We start from the raw sequence: 15,555 nt of genomic DNA on the forward strand, positions 1-15,555 counted from the left end.
CCTGGTCGTGGATCACACGGCTTCGGCGGCTTCCTGTTCGGCGGTGACGGCGCCGGAATTGATGTGGCGGTTCACGGCGCTCAGCACGGCCTGGAACGAGGCCGTCACGATGTCGCGGTCGATGCCCACGCCAAAGCCCGTGGCGGATTCGCCGACGCGCAGTTCGACATAGGACGCGGCGCGCGTGCCGGTGCCGGTGCCGATGGCGTGCTCGTGGTAGTCCATGATGCGCACGGGCACATCCAGCGCGGCCACGAAGGCGGAGATCGCGCCGTCGCCCTTGCCGCTCACGACGCGGCGTTCGCCGTTGAATTCAAGTTCGGCTTCGATGCTGAAGTGCTGGCCTTCACCGGCCGACGGATCGCCGTCGATGCGATGGCGGATCAGCTTCCACGGCGCCTTCTGCTCAAGGTATTCGCGGTTGAAGATCGTGTGCACGTCGTCGGCGGTGACTTCGCGGCCGGTTTCGTCCGTGACGCGCTGGATGGCGCGGCTGAATTCGATCTGCAAGCGGCGCGGCAACACCAGGCCGTGTTCCTGCTCGAGCAGGTACGACACGCCGCCCTTGCCCGATTGGCTATTCACGCGGATGACGGCGTCGTAGCTGCGGCCGAGGTCGGCGGGGTCGATCGGCAAGTACGGCACTTCCCAGACGGCGTCGGCCTTTTGCAATGCGAAACCCTTCTTGATCGCGTCCTGGTGCGATCCCGAGAACGCGGTAAAGACCAGGTCACCCGCGTACGGATGACGCGGATGGACCGGCAACTGGTTGCAGTATTCAGCGCAGCGGCGCACTTCGTCGATGTCCGAGAAGTCCAGGCCGGGATGCACGCCTTGCGTGTAGAGGTTGAGCGCCAGCGTGACGAGGTCGACGTTGCCGGTGCGCTCGCCGCTGCCGAAGAGGCAGCCTTCGATGCGGTCGGCGCCGGCCATCACGGCAAACTCGGCGGCGGCCACGGCGGTGCCGCGGTCATTGTGCGGATGGACGCTGAGCACGATGCTGTCGCGGCGGGCCAGATTCTTGTGCATCCACTCGATCTGGTCGGCGTACAGGTTGGGCGTGGTCGCCTCGATGGTGGCGGGCAGGTTCAGCACCATCTTGTGGTCCGGCGTGGGTTGCCAGACATCGGCGACGGCGTTCGAGACTTCCAGCGCGAATTCGGGTTCGGTCGTGCTGAAGACTTCGGGCGAGTACTCGTAGCTCCACTTGGTTTCGGGACGCTGCGACGTGTACTGCTTGATGAGGCGCGTGCCGGTCGTGGCGATGTTCTTGATCTCGTCCTTGGACATGTTGAACACGACCTTGCGGAAGGCCGGTGCGCAAGCGTTGTACATGTGGACGATGGCCTGCTTGGCGCCCGCGGCGGCTTCCACGGTGCGGCTGATCAGGTCTTCGCGCGATTGGGTCAGCACGATGATGGTCACGTCATCGGGGATGCGCTTCTCGTCGATGAGCTTGCGCACGAAGTCGAAGTCGGTCTGCGACGCGGACGGGAAACCGACTTCGATTTCCTTGAAGCCGATCTTCACGAGCTGTTCGAAGAAGCGGACCTTGCGTTCCACGCTCATCGGCTCGATCAGCGCCTGGTTGCCGTCACGCAGGTCCGTGCTCATCCAGATCGGCGCCTTCGTGATGCGGCGGCTGGGCCAGGTGCGTTCGGAGAAATCGCGGGTAAAGGGCGCGAAGGGGACGTATTTGGTGGCGGGGTTGGCAAGCATCATCACTACACCTCGATCGGTTTCTTTTGAATCCCGGCGCGTTTTGCGCTCGTCGGCATCGCAACCGGATGACGGTCTTGTGCCAGGGTTTGCCGGGATGGCCGGCAGGATTCAGAGATAAAAAGGGGAAATCGCGTGTGGCAAACGTGGCTGCCGAGCTACCACGGGGACACTAGGCCCGGCAACCGATCGGTAGCAATAGCGATAGCGCGATGAAGGAGGATTGAACGCGCAGGCCGGCGACCGGAGCGGCGGAGCGTCCGGTGGCAATCGCGAGGGGGGTGCGGTAAGCGGCCATGGGGTGCTAGTCAAACATACTTTTTCGGGAAGCGCAAACGGAAAGAGCAAGGGACGGATCAGATCGTGGTCTTTTCCGAAGGCTGACGAATGGGCCTTTGGAAACAGCAAGGCCGCCTTGCGGCGGCCTTTTGGCAGTGCTGGATGCGGCCTAGCGGGCCGGGCCGATGCGGGGTTCGACATAGCGCGGTTCGCGCGGCGCGTCGCGGCGGACGTCGTCACGCCGGCCGTCGTCGCGCGGATCGCGGCCGGGACGGTTGGCGCCCGCTTCCAGGATCCGGGCCTGCTCGGCCACCATGTCGATCTTGCCAATGCGGTTGTGGCGCAATTCCGACAGCGAGCGGCGCAGGTCGCCGACGGTGAAGGGTTCCTGGCGGTCGCCCCAGGTCCAGCGCAGCACGCCTAGCGATTCTTCAGACAGATTGGGCGCCAGTTCGGCCAGCGTATCCGTGCCGACCGGCGTCGCGGCACCCGAGGCCAGGCTGGCGTAGAACCAGGCGCGCACCGAAAAGAAGACGATCAGGGTCCAGATGCCGGCAACCACCCACCAGAGGTAGGGATTGATCCGCTGCGCCATGTCCTGGGTGGGCTGGCCTAGCGTGTGCAGGAAGTCGTAGTTCATGCGCTTGCCGAAATCGAGTATCCAGGAGGCAACCAGATACCAGACAACGATCGCGACAGCGATGACGATCGCGCGCAAAACGAGTCGGGGAAGCGCCAGTTTGAGCAGGGTCTGGCCGATCAGTCGGCAGTCCTGGCGAACGCTTGCGGGCGAAGTCAGATTCATCATGCAAAATATTGTACCTATGACCCGTCCAATTTTAGAACTGCGGCCTGGCCAGCACCTGACGCTGACCCCACAACTTCAACAATCGATCCGGTTGTTGCAGCTGTCGACGCTCGACCTTGAAGCGGAAATCTCGCAAGTGCTGGCCGAGAATCCCCTGCTGGACCGGGAGGACGAGCCGTCGTCGGCCGAGGCGGAGTCGCGGGCCGAGTCCGAACGCGAGTCCTCCGTGCAGGACGACGAGCCGGCGGCCGAGCGCGAGACGCCCATCGACGAGATGCCGGGTTCGGGCGGCGTGTACCCCGATGACGACGCCAGCCTGCCCGAGGCGGCGCGTCCGGACACCTTGCGCGAGCACCTGCTGGGCCAGCTTGCCTTGACCCGGGCGGCGCCGCGCGATGCCGCGCTGGCATCCCTGCTGATCGACGAACTGGACGAAAACGGTTACCTCGGATCGCCGCTGGACGAGATTCTTAGTTGGCTCCCGGCAGAAATGGAGCCGGACATGGACGAGCTGCGCGCGGCGCTGTCGCTGCTGCAGTCGTTCGATCCCGTGGGTATCGGCGCGCGCGACATGGCCGAGTGCCTGCACCTGCAGTTGCGCAATCCCGACCTCGGCCGGCTGCCCGAGGCGGCCGATCCCGCCGTGCTGGCCTGTGCGCGGCGGATCTGCGCCGAACACCTGCCGCTGCTGGCAACCGGCAACGCCGCGCGCGTATGCGCGGCGCTGGGTTGCGACGAACCCACGTTCCGCGCGGCGCATGCGTTGATCCTGCGCCTGGAGCCCCGCCCCGGACGGGCGTGGACCGTGCCGGCGGCCGAATATGCGGTGCCGGACGTCATTGTGCGCAAGACGCGCCGTGGCTGGCAGGCCACGCTCAACAGCGCCGCGGTGCCGCGCTTGCAGATCAACGGCCTGTATGCGCAGATGCTGGGCAACCAGAAGGAATCCGCGCACGCCGGGCTGCAGGCGCAATTGCAGCAGGCCAAATGGATGATCCGGAACGTGGAGCAGCGTTTCGACACCATACTGCGCGTGTCGCAGGCCATCGTCGAACGCCAGACTGCATTCTTCAGCCAGGGCCCGGCGGCCATGCGCCCGCTGATCCTGAAAGACATCGCCGGCGAACTCGGTCTTCACGAATCGACCATTTCGCGCGCCACGACGCAGAAGTACATGCTCACTCCGTTCGGCACTCTGGAGCTCAAGCGCTTCTTCGGCACGGGCGTTTCGACCGAAGGCGGCGACGCCACGTCGGCGACCGCGGTGCAGACCTACATCCGCCAGATGGTGGCCGACGAGAATCGCGCCAAGCCGTTGTCGGACAGCCAGATCATGCAAAAACTGGCCGATCAGGGGATAGTGATCGCCCGCCGGACGGTGGCAAAGTACCGCGAAGCGCTGCGGATTGCCCCGGCCGCGCTGCGCAAGGCGCAAGCCGCGGCGCGTTGAAAATAGGGACAAGCTTCGGCAAAATTGTCCCTATTTTCAATGGCTTGCGTGACACTTCGGTTGCAAAATTATTTGCGCACAGGGCTTGCCAGGGCCTAAATAATTTTCGATAATCATTCGCATGTACATTTGCGTATGTAATGCCATCACCGAACGCCAAGTCCGCGCCAGCGTGGACGCGGGCGCGACGACGCTTTCCGACCTGCAGTTCGAGCTGGGCGTGGCCACGTGCTGCGGCTGCTGCGCGGCAACCGCCGCCGAATACCTGCCGGGCGGCCGCTGCTCCAGCGTGTGCGACGTGCGCTCCATCGCAGTTCCGGTCAATGCTCCCGCCCTCGTCGAATCGGACACGCCGGCTGCCAACAGCAGCTTCCCGATTCCGCTGGTCGCCATCGCCTGAGCATTGGTGTCAATTCCGGCTCGCTGCCTTCATGCGGCGAGCCGCGTCATTTCCTTCTCGCAAAATTCCCTGATATCCATCGCCAGTTGACGTGCCGCTTCGCGCGCGTTGCCGGCCACGCATAGCGCCAATTCGGACGGCGGGACGGCGGGCAGGCCCACGTCCAGGATACTGTGCCCGGCCGCGATGCAGCGGCGTTCCAGCAGCGCGATTCCCAGCCCGCCCGCCAGCGCGGCCTGCACGCCCGACAGGTTCGGGCTTTCGTAGGCGATGCGCCAGCGGCGTCCGGCGGCCTCCAGCGCATGGATGGCGCGGTTGCGGTAGATGCAGCCCTGCGGAAACGCCACTAGCGGCACGGGCGCCTCCGGCGTCAGCGGCGCCTGCATTGACGCGCTGCCGATCCAGTGCAGCCGCTCGGGCCACGCGGCCAGCGCCGTGCCCGCGCCGGGCTCGCGCTTGAGCAGCGCCACGTCCAGATCCCCCCGCTCCAGGCTTCGCGTCAGGACCGCCGTCAGGTCACAACGCACCGACAGCTGCACCGCGGGCCTCGTTCTGGCGAAGGCGGCGACGACGGCAGTCAGCGCGTCCACCGCAAAGTCGTCCGGAATGCCCAGGCGGATCACGTCCACGCGCTTGCGGCCGCTGACGGCCTCACGGACCTCGGTGGATAACGCCAGCATCCGCCGCGCATAGCCCAGAAGGCGTTCGCCTTCTTCGGTTAGCTGGACCTGCCGGCCTTCGCGCAGGAAGAGCGGGCATTCCAGCGTCTCTTCCAGCTTGCGGATCTGTTGGCTGACGGTGGACTGGCTGCGGTGCACGCGTTCGCCCGCGGCGGTGAAGCCGCCAGCGTCCACGACCGAGACAAAGCTGTGCAGGAGATCGAGATCGAGCATGACGGCGCCTTCAAGCATTCGAATTTCAAATACTTTCGATCCGAATAAAGAGTTTGTCAATGGATGGCCCGGCGCGCAGAATGCCTCCCATCCCGCCGCGCATGCGGTTGCAGATCTACGAAGCCGGATCAACCATGAAGGCCCTTTCGACCCCTGCCCCTGCCTTGCCCGCATCCGACAGCCCGGGCATCAGCCTCCTGCCGATCGCCGCGTTCTGCTTTCTATGGAGTTCGGCGTTTGCCGCGGCCAAGATCGCCGTGCGCGACTGTCCGCCGCTGACCCTGCTGACGATCCGGTTCCTGATCGCGGGCGCGTTGATGCTGGGCCTGGCGGCGGCCAGCGGTCGCTGGAAGCTGCCTTCGGGCCGCGACCTGGCCGCGCTGGTCCTGCTGGGGGCGCTCAACAACGCGCTGTACCTGGGCTTGAGCTGGTCGGGCATGACCACCGTGTCGTCGGCATTCACCGCTGTGCTCATCAGCACCAACCCGCTGCTCATCGGCGTGCTGGCGGGTCCGTTGCTGGGTGAGCGGCTGAGCTGGCGCAAACTGCTGGGGCTGTGCCTGGGGTTGGCGGGCGTGGCGCTGGTGTTGCGATCGCGGTTGACCGGCATGCAGGAAGACCTGCACGGCACGCTGCTTGTGACCGGGGGCCTGATTGCGTTGGTGGCCGGCACCCTGCTCTACAAGATGCTCAAGCCCACCTCCGGTCTGTGGACGTCGACGGGCATCCAGTCGCTGGCAGGCGCCGCGGCATTGCTGCCGTTCGCCCTGGCCACGGAAAGCCTCGGCGATGCGCGTCTGACGTCCAGCCTGATCTGGAGCATGGCCTACATGATCGTCGCGGTGTCGATGGGCGGTTATTACCTGTGGTTCATGATCCTAGGCCGCGCCAGCGCCACCTCGGCCAGCGCACTGCATTTTCTGATGCCGCCGCTGGGCCTGTTGTTCGGTTGGGTGGTGCTTCGTGAGCCCGTCTCGTGGCTGGACCTGCTGGGCATCGTGCCCATCGCATTTGGCATCTGGCTTGCGACGCGGCGCACCGCGTGAATTGAGGACGGTCAACGCGTCCTCATCCGGTTGCTGATATGCAACGAGCCGGCGTGACGCGTTGGCAGCGCAGAATGACGCGGCGCAGGGGCCGCCGCGCAACATATATGGGGACAATCGCGAAGCCATTTCAGCGCGACTCGCGTCTGCAGCCCGCGCCGTTGCGTCGCCACGCATGCAAGGCCTCAGACACACATACTCATTCTCATTAGCTTGTCGCTTTCTTGTTGCGCTCCTAAAGCCGTTTACCAAATGCAGAGCAAGGCTAGGCGCGGCCCTGCGGCCAATGGTAGTCTGCATGGGTTGCGTACGCGCGGCATCGTGCGCTCCTTTGTCGCGATGCGCTCGCGTCGCGCCTGACTGCAAGGAGTCCATCATGAAAGGCGACAAAACCGTCATCCAGTTTCTCAACAAGCAACTGACCAACGAACTGACGGCCATCAACCAATATTTCCTGCATGCCCGCATGCTGAACCATTGGGGCTTCGACAAGCTGGGCAAGCACGAGTACGAAGAATCCATCGGCGAAATGAAGCATGCCGATCGTCTGATCGCCCGCATCTTCATGCTGGACGGCCTGCCCAACCTTCAAGACCTGCACAAGCTGCTGATCGGCGAAGACGTGCCGGAACTGCTGGCCTGTGATCTGAAGCTGGAAACGGCCGCTCAGGCGACCGTCAAGGAAGCCATTGCGTATTGCGAATCGGTGCGGGACTACGTGTCGCGCGATCTGTTCCAGGACATCCTGGACGACACCGAAGAGCACATCGACTATCTGGAAACCCAGATCGACCTGATCGACAAGGTCGGCATCCAGAACTACCTGCAAAGCCAGATGTCCGTGCCTGAATAAGGCCGCTGGCTGCAAAAGAAATGGCGCCCCGCGGGGCGCCATTTTTCTTGTCTTGCCCCTGCACGTGCAGGTGGCGATGTGACGTCTTTATGGCAGACGTCTTACTGCGGACGGGCCGGGCATTCGGCCATCGTGCCCCAGGCGCGGTTCGGCGCGCAGTATTTGTTGCGGGCGTTCCAGGAACACGAGGGGCGTTCGAAGAAGCCTTGCGTGGCGCATTGGGCCAGTTCGCGCCGCAGCGCGTCCTGCCAGCCTTGCGCGCCGGCTGCCGGCGCGGTGTTGGGCGGCGGCGGGGGCGCCTGCACCATCTGCGGCGTGCCGTAGCTGCCGCCAGCGGCTACACCACCGTTGATGGCGGTGGAGGTGCCGGGCACCAGCAGGTCCATCGTGCTGACGTCGGAATTGCCCGACGGCAGCGGCACCTGAGACGAGGCGGCGATTTCGCGGGCCTGTTCGGGGCTGATGCGTTCACGCGAGATCTGGACGGCGGGATCGCTGACGGTGTCGAACAGCGACACCGTGTTGACCTGCCATTCGCGATCGGACGGTTTGTCGGGCACGCCCAACGTGCCGTCGATGCGCGGCTGCGGCGGCTGCGCCACGTACGGACGGCCATTGGCGTCCAGCACGGGCTGCTGGGACGCGGCTGCGTCCTGCCCAGGAGCGGGCGCGGCCGCCGGCGCATGCGCCACCAGCCAGTCACCCAGTTGAATTCCGCCCCATGCCGACGCGCCGAGCGCGATAAGGAGCGTTGCGAATAAAAAACGCCAAGACATTGCTACCCTCAATCTGCCGTGCGGAACCCGAACGGGTCTACGCCTTGTCTCCGAAAACCTTGCCGCCGTGCTCCCGCATGGCGTGGAATTTCACATCGGGATACAGTTCCTCGGCGACGCGCAACTGCGCGGGAGAACCGATCAAAAACGCCGCAGCATCGACGACATCATAGGCGATATGGGCGGCATTGGCATCCATGAACTTGCGCAGCGCCTTGGGGTTTTCAGACGTAATCCAACGTGCCATTGTGTAGCGCGAAGGCAGCATCCGGGCATCCACGCCGTACTCCGTCTTCAGGCGGTGCGCGACCACTTCGAACTGCAGTTGGCCGACCGCGCCCAGCAGCAGCGAGCCGCCGGCGACCTCGGGACGGAACACCTGAATGGCCCCTTCCTCGCCCAATTGGGTGAGGCCGGTGCGCAATTGCTTCGTGCGCAGCGGGTCTTTCACTTCGACCGCCTGGAACAGTTCCGGCGCGAAGAACGGCAGGCCCGTGAACTGCAGCGTCTCGCCTTCGGTCAGCACGTCGCCCAGTTGCAGCACGCCGTGGTTCGGAATGCCGATGACGTCGCCCGCATAGGCTTCGTCCAGCAGTTCGCGGCGTTGCGACAGGAAGGACACCACGTTGTTGGGGCGCATTTCCTTGTTGGTGCGCGCGACCTTCAGGCGCATGCCGCGCTCAAAGCGGCCGGAGCTCACGCGCACGAAGGCGACGCGGTCGCGGTGGGCGGGGTCCATGTTGGCCTGCACCTTGAACACCACGCCGGTGAACTTGGGCTCTTCGGGCTTCACTTCGCGTTGCAGCGCCATGCGCGCGCCCGGGGGCGGCGCCTGATCGACCAGGGCGTCCAGCACTTCCTGCACGCCGAAGTTGTTGATGGCCGAACCAAAGAACACGGGCGTCTGCTTGCCGGCCAGGAACTGGTCGCGGTCGAAGGCGGGCGCGGCTTCGTTGATGAGCTCGATCTCGCCGCTGGCCTGGTCGAACGCCCCGCCGAAGCGCTTGGCGATCTCGGGGTTGGTCAGGCCTTCGATGAAGTCGTCGTTGTCGGAACGGCGCTCCTGGCCGGGACGGAACACGCGCATGCGGTCGCGGCGGATGTCGAACACGCCGCCGAACGACTTGCCCATGCCCACCGGCCACGAGAACGGCACGGCGTCCATGCCCAGGTGGCCTTCGATTTCGGACAGCAGTTCCAGCGGCTCGCGCACTTCGCGGTCCATCTTGTTGATGAACGTGATGATCGGCGTGTTGCGTGCGCGGCAGACCTGCAGCAGGCGGATGGTCTGCGGCTCGACGCCGTTGGCCGCGTCAATCACCATCAGCGCGGCGTCCACCGCCGTCAGCACGCGATACGTGTCTTCGGAGAAGTCCTGGTGGCCCGGGGTGTCGAGCAGGTTGATGACGCAGTCGCGGTACTCCATCTGCATCACCGAGGACGCCACGGAAATGCCGCGCTGCTTTTCGATTTCCATCCAGTCGGACGAGGCATGGCGCGACGCCTTGCGCGCCTTGACGCTGCCGGCGATCTGAATGGCGCCTGCGAACAGCAGCAGCTTTTCCGTCAGCGTGGTCTTGCCCGCGTCAGGGTGGGAAATGATGGCGAACGTACGGCGCCGTGCGACTTCGTTGGAAATGCTCATGATCGGAGGATTCTACTTAACGCCGCTTTTCAGGCCGGTGCGGTCCGGTGTCATGCACGAAAACATGTGGGGCACGCGCCGTTGCCGGCCCGTGCCCCACGCTTTTAATTTCAGTTGTGGCGGCGGAAGGTTGCCAGGAACACGCCGGCCAGGATGAAGAGCGACCCGAAGGTGCGGTTCATCCAGCGGATGTGCTTGGCGTCGCGCAAGAGGCGCAATACGCGCGCCGCCAGCAGCGTGTACACGCCCATCGCCACCAGGTCGGTGAACGCCAGCGTGGCCGCCAAGGCCGCATACTGCGGCGTCAGCGACAGCGCCGGATCCACGAACTGCGGCACCACGGCCAGCAGGAACACGGTGCCCTTGGGGTTCATGGTGTTGATCAGGAACCCGCGCAGGACCAGGTCACGAATGGACGCCTGACGCGGATCGCCGGCATCCACCGCGACCGGCGCGGCATCCGTGCGGATCTGGCGCACGCCCAGGTAGATCAGGTAGGCAACGCCCAGGTACTTGACCACGTTGAACGCCATTTCCGACGTCGCCAGCACGGCGCCCAACCCCACGGCGACCACGACGAACTGGAACAGGATGCCCAGGATCAGGCCTGCCGTGTTCCAGTAGCCGCGCGCAAAGCCGTATTTCAGGCCGGACGACATGGCCGAGATGGCGCCGGCGCCCGGTGAGAACGAAATGGCCCAGGAGGCCAGGAAGAACGTCAACCAGGTGGATAAGGGCATGATGGCGCGGGTCCGTGGATCGCAGTGTCGGGGTTGCAGGAGATATTACTTGCTCAGCAACGCGGCACGCGGCGCGCCGCTCGGACGGCCTTGGCCGGCGCGTCCCTCGGCCGGGCGGCCCGAACCAGCATTGCCGGCCGGACGCGACGACCCTTCGGGACGGCGATTCTGTTGCGGACGGCCCTCGTTGCGGCCGGCGTGAGCCGGACGGTCGGCGGGCTTGCCATCGCGCGAACCGCCGTTGCCACGGCCTTCGCCGGCGCGGGCCGGTGCGGGGGCACGGCCGCCTGCCGCTGCGCGAGGCTGGCCTTGGGCAGGACGCGAGGAGCGGCCCGAGCCGCCGTTGCCGCCGCGGCCGCCATTACGGGGACCGCCGCGCATGCTGCGCGAGTCTTCGTCGCGTTCCTGGCGTTCGAAGGCGGCTGCGCTGGTGGCGGGCGGTGTCCAGCCTTCCACGGGCTTGCGTTCGATCGTCTTCTTGATGAGGCGCTCGATGTCCTTGAGCAGCTTGATTTCGCTGTTGTCGACCAGCGAGACCGCGGCGCCGGTGGCGCCCGCGCGGCCCGTGCGGCCGATGCGGTGGACGTAGTCTTCCGGCACGTTGGGCAGCTCGAAGTTCACGACCTGCGGCAACTGGTCGATGTCCAGGCCTCGGGCGGCGATGTCGGTGGCGACCAGCACGGTCACGCTGCTGTCCTTGAAGCCGGCCAGCGCGCGTGTGCGGGCCGATTGACTCTTGTTGCCGTGGATGGCGGCGGCGGTCAGGCCGTCCTTCACGAGCTTTTCGGCCAGGCGGTTGGCGCCGTGCTTGGTGCGCGTGAAGACCAACACCTGGTGCCAGCCGCTTTCACGGATGATGTGGCTGATCAGGTCGCGCTTGTGGTGTTGCTCGACGATGTGCACCGTCTGCGTGACCAGCTCGGTGGCGGTGTTGCGCGGGGTGACCGAGACTTCGCCCGGATTGTTCAGCACGCCGCGCGCCAGGGTGCGGATCTCGTCGGAGAACGTGGCCGAGAACAGCAGGTTCTGACGTTGCTTGGGCAGCAGCGCGAGAATCTTGCGGATGTCGCGGATGAAGCCCATGTCCAGCATGCGGTCGGCTTCGTCCAGCACCAGGATTTCGACGCCCGACAGGTCGACCGTCTTCTGGCCGCAATGGTCCAGCAGGCGGCCGGGGGTGGCGACCAGGATGTCCAGCGGCTTGCGCAGCGCGGAGATCTGGGGGTTAATGTTGACGCCGCCGAACATCACCATGGACGTCAGCGAGGTGTACTTGCCATAGGTTTGCACCGATTCGGCGACCTGCGCGGTCAGTTCACGCGTCGGGGTCAGGATCAGGCAACGGGGGCGGCCGGGCTTGCGGGCCTCGGGCTTTTTCTGCGACAGCAGGTGCAGGATCGGCAGCGTGAAACCGGCGGTCTTGCCGGTGCCGGTCTGGGCGGCTGCAAGCAGGTCGCCGCCTTTCAGCACTTGGGGAATGGCCTGGGCTTGAATGGGCGTGGGCGCGGTGTAGCCGGTGTCGGCAATGGCGCGCAACAGCGAATCAGCCAGCCCGAGGTCGGCGAAAGGGGAAGTGGTAGTCAAAACAGCTCCAGCGGCAGCCTGTCGCTCTATTTGAGAGACTCCAATCCAGGCGGTCGAATAAGGAGAAAAGGGGAAGCGCCCATCAGGGCGAAGCTTGGCGGCGAAGGGCCGAGCGGACGTGCGCAGATTGGCTTGGCGCACGGAACGGATTGTAGCTGATGTGGCGGCGCAGCAAGCGCTCAAAAGGTCTCTATAGAATCATTCAGCAATATTTTGAATTAAATTAGAACAAAATAAGTGTTTTCCCTAGTCGGCCCTCCCTATAATCCGTCGGCTTTCATCTATTCAAAATAAAAGGGATGCAATGAAGAAATCGGCATTGGTTGGCATCGTCGTCGCGCTGGGCGCGGTCTGGACCGGCACGGCTTGGTACACGGGCCAAAAGGCCGAAGCATTCGTCAAGCAGGCCATCGAGGACTCGAACGTCGAGCTCAAGAAGGTCGCCGACAAATGGGGCATCAATGCCGTCGCCGAGCTGGTCTCGTTCGACCGCGGCGTCTTCACCTCGACGTCCCGCTACCGCATCAAGTTCACCACGCCCGCCGCCGAAGGCAAGCCCGCGCAAGAGCGCGACGTGGTCTTCATCGAGCACCTGAGCCACGGCCCCCTGCCGCTCTCCAACCTGAAGTCGGGCAAGTTCATGCCGGCCATGGTGGCCAGCGACTTCGCGCTGGAAGAAAGCGAGACGGTCAAGGAGTGGTTCGCCGCCGCCAAGGGCGCGGTGCCGCTGTCGGGCCACTACAGCGTCAGCTACGGCAAGGACATCACCGGCACGTTCAACATGGCCCCGGTCGAAGTCGCCAAGGACACCACCAAGCTCGTGTTCTCGGGCATGAAGGGCGACTTCGATTACGCCACTTCCACCAAGCGCGGCATCTTCGACGTGGTCGTCGACAGCCTGGAGCTGTCGGGCCCGTCCGACAACAGCGACATCACCGCCATGGCGGTCAAGGGCATCACCCTGACCAGCGACCTGAAGCCGGCCGCCAACGAAATGTACGTGGGCAGCCAGAAGGTGACGCTCAAGGACTGGACGATCACGTCGCGCGAAAAGCCGCCCGTCCAGCTCAAGGACACGTCGATCGCCGTGGACATGACCGAGAACGGTGCGGCCATGGGCGCCAAGATGGCCGTCGACTTCGGCATGATCAACGTGCAGGCCAAGGACATGGCCGGCCTGAAGCTGGTCATCGACGCGCAGAACATGGACTCCAAGGCGCTGAAGTCGCTGAACGACATCTATGAGGCCGCCTCGCGCCGTATGCTGCAAAGCAAGGGCGAAGAGCAGACGCCGCAATTCACGGACGAAGAAAAGGCTGCGATCCAGACCAACGTCGAGCAACTGCTGGCCGGCAACCCGACGCTGGCCGTCGCGCCGCTGGAAGTGCGCACCGCTAACGGTACGTCGACGTTCAACCTGGACATGGCGCTGGTCAAGCCGGCCCAGCTGGAAGGCGACGCGTCCGACATGGCGGTGAAGGCCCTGAAGAAGCTGGATGCCAAGCTCGTGCTGTCCAAGGGCAACCTGGCGGACCTGATGGCCATCGAACCGCAAATGCGCGGTGTGGCGGCCGAACAGGCCGCGCAGACCGCCAAGGGTCAGGTTGAAATGGTCGGCACCATGGCCACGGCAATGGGCCTGGGCAAGATCGAAAACAACAATATCGTCTCGTACCTGAACTACGCCGACGGCCAGGTCGACTTCAACGGCAAGAAGATGCCGCTGCAGCAGTTCCTGATGATGGCGATGGGCGGCGTGCTGGGCGGCATGCGCTAAGCTGCCGTAGCACGATCGGCACGCCGCGATCTTCTCGGCGTCGCCCGCGACGGGCTGTCCTTGCGACAGCCCGTTTTTCTTTATGATCGCCCCTTGCGGCAATCACGGCGTATCTCAAACGGACAGAGGCATCATGAACAAGCGGATCGTGGCGGTTGGCGTGGTGGTGGCGGTGGTGGCCGCGGCGTGGGTCGGCACCGCGTGGTACACCGGCAAGCAGATCGAAGCCCGGCTGGCGCAGGATGTGCAGGCGTTGAATGCAGAGGCGCAGCGCCTGAGTGCAAAGCTGGGCGTGCCCGTGACGCTCGAACTGCAATCGTTCGAACGCGGCGTGTTTTCGTCCGATGCGCGGTTCGGGGTGAAGGTCAACGTGCAGTCCGGACGCAAGCCGGCCGAAAAGACATTCGCGTTCACGAGCAAGATCGAACACGGTCCGTTTCCTGCCTCTCGGCTTGCGTCTGGCGCTGTCGCGCCCGTGATGGCGGCGGGCCGGTTGCATATGACGGAGACGCCCGACGCAGCCGCCTGGTTCGCGGCCGCGGGTGGGTCGGCGCCGCTGACGGCAAACTTCTTGATCGCGTATGACCGCGACTTTTCCGGCGATCTGGCGCTGGCGCCGGTGAAGTATGCCGACGCTCCGATCACGTTCGACTTCTCGGGCTTGCAGCTGCAGGTCAAACATGCCGGCGACGGCACGCACGACACGGTGTCACTCGCCGTCAACAAGGCCTCGCTGACCGAAGTGATCAGGGGCAATCCCAACACGCTGACCCTGGATGATCTGGCGGTGTCGCATGAATTGTCCGGCACCGCGGCGTCCTCCACGAGCAGCTCGACGCTGACGGTCAAGCAATGGGCGTCCGATATGGACAAGCTGCCGCTGGGCCTGAAGGACATTGCGCTGACGCTGGGTTCGGAAGGGACACCTGAGCGCATGGCCGGCAAAATGACGCTCGATGTCGGCAGCATCAGCGTGCGCCACTTGCATGTGGCCAAGCTGCGGATGGAGGCGGGCGGCAAGGATATGGACGTGGCGGCGCTCAAGGCGTTTCAGGACGCCACCACAAGCACGCCGTTGAACGCGAAAAAGGCCGATCCCCTTTCGGGCGAGGGGATGCTTGCCGCGTCGCAAATGTTGAAGTTTCTTCTGGCCCGTCCCAGCTTCACGCTGTCGACGCTGCAGGTCGATACGGCGCGTGGCACATCGACGCTCAGCCTGGATATCGGCCTGGATTCGCCGTCATTCTGGAAACACGACCCCATCGCCGTCGCCAAGGAAGTCGTGCGCAACCTGAGCGTGCGGCTGAAGCTGTCGCCGGAAAACCTGGCCGACGTGATCGCGGCGCGGGCGGAACTGAAGGGCGCCACGCGTGAGGCGGCCCGGTCGGCGGCCGAGCGGGAAGCCGCAGGGCTGCGCGGCCTGGTCGCCGCAACGACCTGGGCCCGTATCGAGGACGGCGTGATCCAGTTCGAGGCGGACTACCGCGATGGTCAAGTCGACATCAACGGCAAGCGCATCCCCGTCGAGATGTTCCTGGGCCAGATGTTCATGCGCAATTCGCCGGGCGCCGCGCCGGCGCCCTGA

At 64.8% G+C, this 15,555-nt stretch carries 13 protein-coding genes; 6 read left to right on the forward strand and 7 right to left on the reverse strand.

The features are described 5' to 3' along the window. Window positions 1-12: 12 nt before the first annotated feature. Window positions 13-1,722 carry a 2-isopropylmalate synthase gene (leuA, locus tag MHZ91_RS18090; RefSeq protein WP_239215046.1) on the reverse strand — a complete coding sequence of 570 codons (1,710 nt, stop codon included), beginning with the start codon at window positions 1,720-1,722 and terminating at the stop codon, window positions 13-15. A gap of 445 nt (window positions 1,723-2,167) precedes the next feature. Further along, complete coding sequence (locus tag MHZ91_RS18095; RefSeq protein WP_175123941.1) at window positions 2,168-2,806, reverse strand: hypothetical protein; 639 nt, start codon at window positions 2,804-2,806, stop codon at window positions 2,168-2,170. Between MHZ91_RS18095 and rpoN the strand changes: the two genes are divergently transcribed. Both rpoN and MHZ91_RS18105 read left to right on the forward strand, forming a co-directional pair. Continuing rightward, complete coding sequence (gene rpoN, locus MHZ91_RS18100) at window positions 2,805-4,256, forward strand: RNA polymerase factor sigma-54 (protein ID WP_218342390.1); 1,452 nt, start codon at window positions 2,805-2,807, stop codon at window positions 4,254-4,256. The two genes, MHZ91_RS18095 and rpoN, sit on opposite strands and share 2 nt — an antisense overlap. A 121-nt stretch (window positions 4,257-4,377) precedes the next feature. Beyond that, window positions 4,378-4,656 carry a bacterioferritin-associated ferredoxin gene (locus MHZ91_RS18105; protein ID WP_056327752.1) on the forward strand — a complete coding sequence of 93 codons (279 nt, stop codon included), beginning with the start codon at window positions 4,378-4,380 and terminating at the stop codon, window positions 4,654-4,656. A 29-nt stretch (window positions 4,657-4,685) separates the two neighbouring features. Here the strand turns inward: MHZ91_RS18105 and MHZ91_RS18110 are convergent, their stop codons facing one another. Further along, complete coding sequence (locus MHZ91_RS18110) at window positions 4,686-5,549, reverse strand: LysR substrate-binding domain-containing protein (RefSeq protein WP_239215085.1); 864 nt, start codon at window positions 5,547-5,549, stop codon at window positions 4,686-4,688. A 134-nt stretch (window positions 5,550-5,683) separates the two neighbouring features. Here MHZ91_RS18110 and MHZ91_RS18115 point away from each other — a divergent pair, with 134 nt between their 5' ends. Then, the gene (locus MHZ91_RS18115; protein WP_239215049.1) at window positions 5,684-6,595 is read left to right on the forward strand and encodes a DMT family transporter; all 912 of its coding nucleotides are present in this window, start codon (window positions 5,684-5,686) and stop codon (window positions 6,593-6,595) included. A 376-nt stretch (window positions 6,596-6,971) separates the two neighbouring features. Then, window positions 6,972-7,448 (forward strand): bacterioferritin, encoded by a 477-nt coding sequence (gene bfr / locus MHZ91_RS18120; protein WP_056327755.1) that lies wholly within the window; start codon window positions 6,972-6,974, stop codon window positions 7,446-7,448. 101 nt (window positions 7,449-7,549) lie between these two features. Here the strand turns inward: bfr and MHZ91_RS18125 are convergent, their stop codons facing one another. The 4 genes from MHZ91_RS18125 to MHZ91_RS18140 all read right to left on the reverse strand — a co-directional run bounded on the left by MHZ91_RS18125 (window position 7,550) and on the right by MHZ91_RS18140 (window position 12,193). Beyond that, entirely contained in the window at window positions 7,550-8,224 is a 675-nt protein-coding gene (locus MHZ91_RS18125; protein WP_056565702.1) for a hypothetical protein, read from the reverse strand. A gap of 37 nt (window positions 8,225-8,261) precedes the next feature. Beyond that, entirely contained in the window at window positions 8,262-9,869 is a 1,608-nt protein-coding gene (locus MHZ91_RS18130) for a peptide chain release factor 3 (RefSeq protein ID WP_056565700.1), read from the reverse strand. Between the two features lie 110 nt (window positions 9,870-9,979). Next, window positions 9,980-10,609, reverse strand: a complete 630-nt coding sequence (locus MHZ91_RS18135) for a LysE family translocator (RefSeq protein ID WP_175123938.1) — start codon at window positions 10,607-10,609, stop codon at window positions 9,980-9,982. 45 nt (window positions 10,610-10,654) lie between these two features. Next, the gene (locus MHZ91_RS18140) at window positions 10,655-12,193 is read right to left on the reverse strand and encodes a DEAD/DEAH box helicase (protein WP_191576253.1); all 1,539 of its coding nucleotides are present in this window, start codon (window positions 12,191-12,193) and stop codon (window positions 10,655-10,657) included. A gap of 304 nt (window positions 12,194-12,497) precedes the next feature. Between MHZ91_RS18140 and MHZ91_RS18145 the strand changes: the two genes are divergently transcribed. Together MHZ91_RS18145 and MHZ91_RS18150 are read left to right on the forward strand one after the other, a co-directional pair. Continuing rightward, on the forward strand, window positions 12,498-13,970 hold the full coding sequence (locus tag MHZ91_RS18145; RefSeq protein ID WP_239215051.1) for a YdgA family protein: 1,473 nt from the start codon (window positions 12,498-12,500) through the stop codon (window positions 13,968-13,970). A 133-nt stretch (window positions 13,971-14,103) separates the two neighbouring features. Further along, a complete protein-coding gene (locus tag MHZ91_RS18150) occupies window positions 14,104-15,555 on the forward strand; it encodes a YdgA family protein (protein ID WP_239215053.1) in 1,452 nt (483 codons plus the stop codon).

Source organism: Achromobacter sp. ACRQX, from assembly GCF_022346505.1.
In the GTDB taxonomy this organism is placed as follows: Bacteria; Pseudomonadota; Gammaproteobacteria; order Burkholderiales; family Burkholderiaceae_B; genus Achromobacter; species Achromobacter animicus.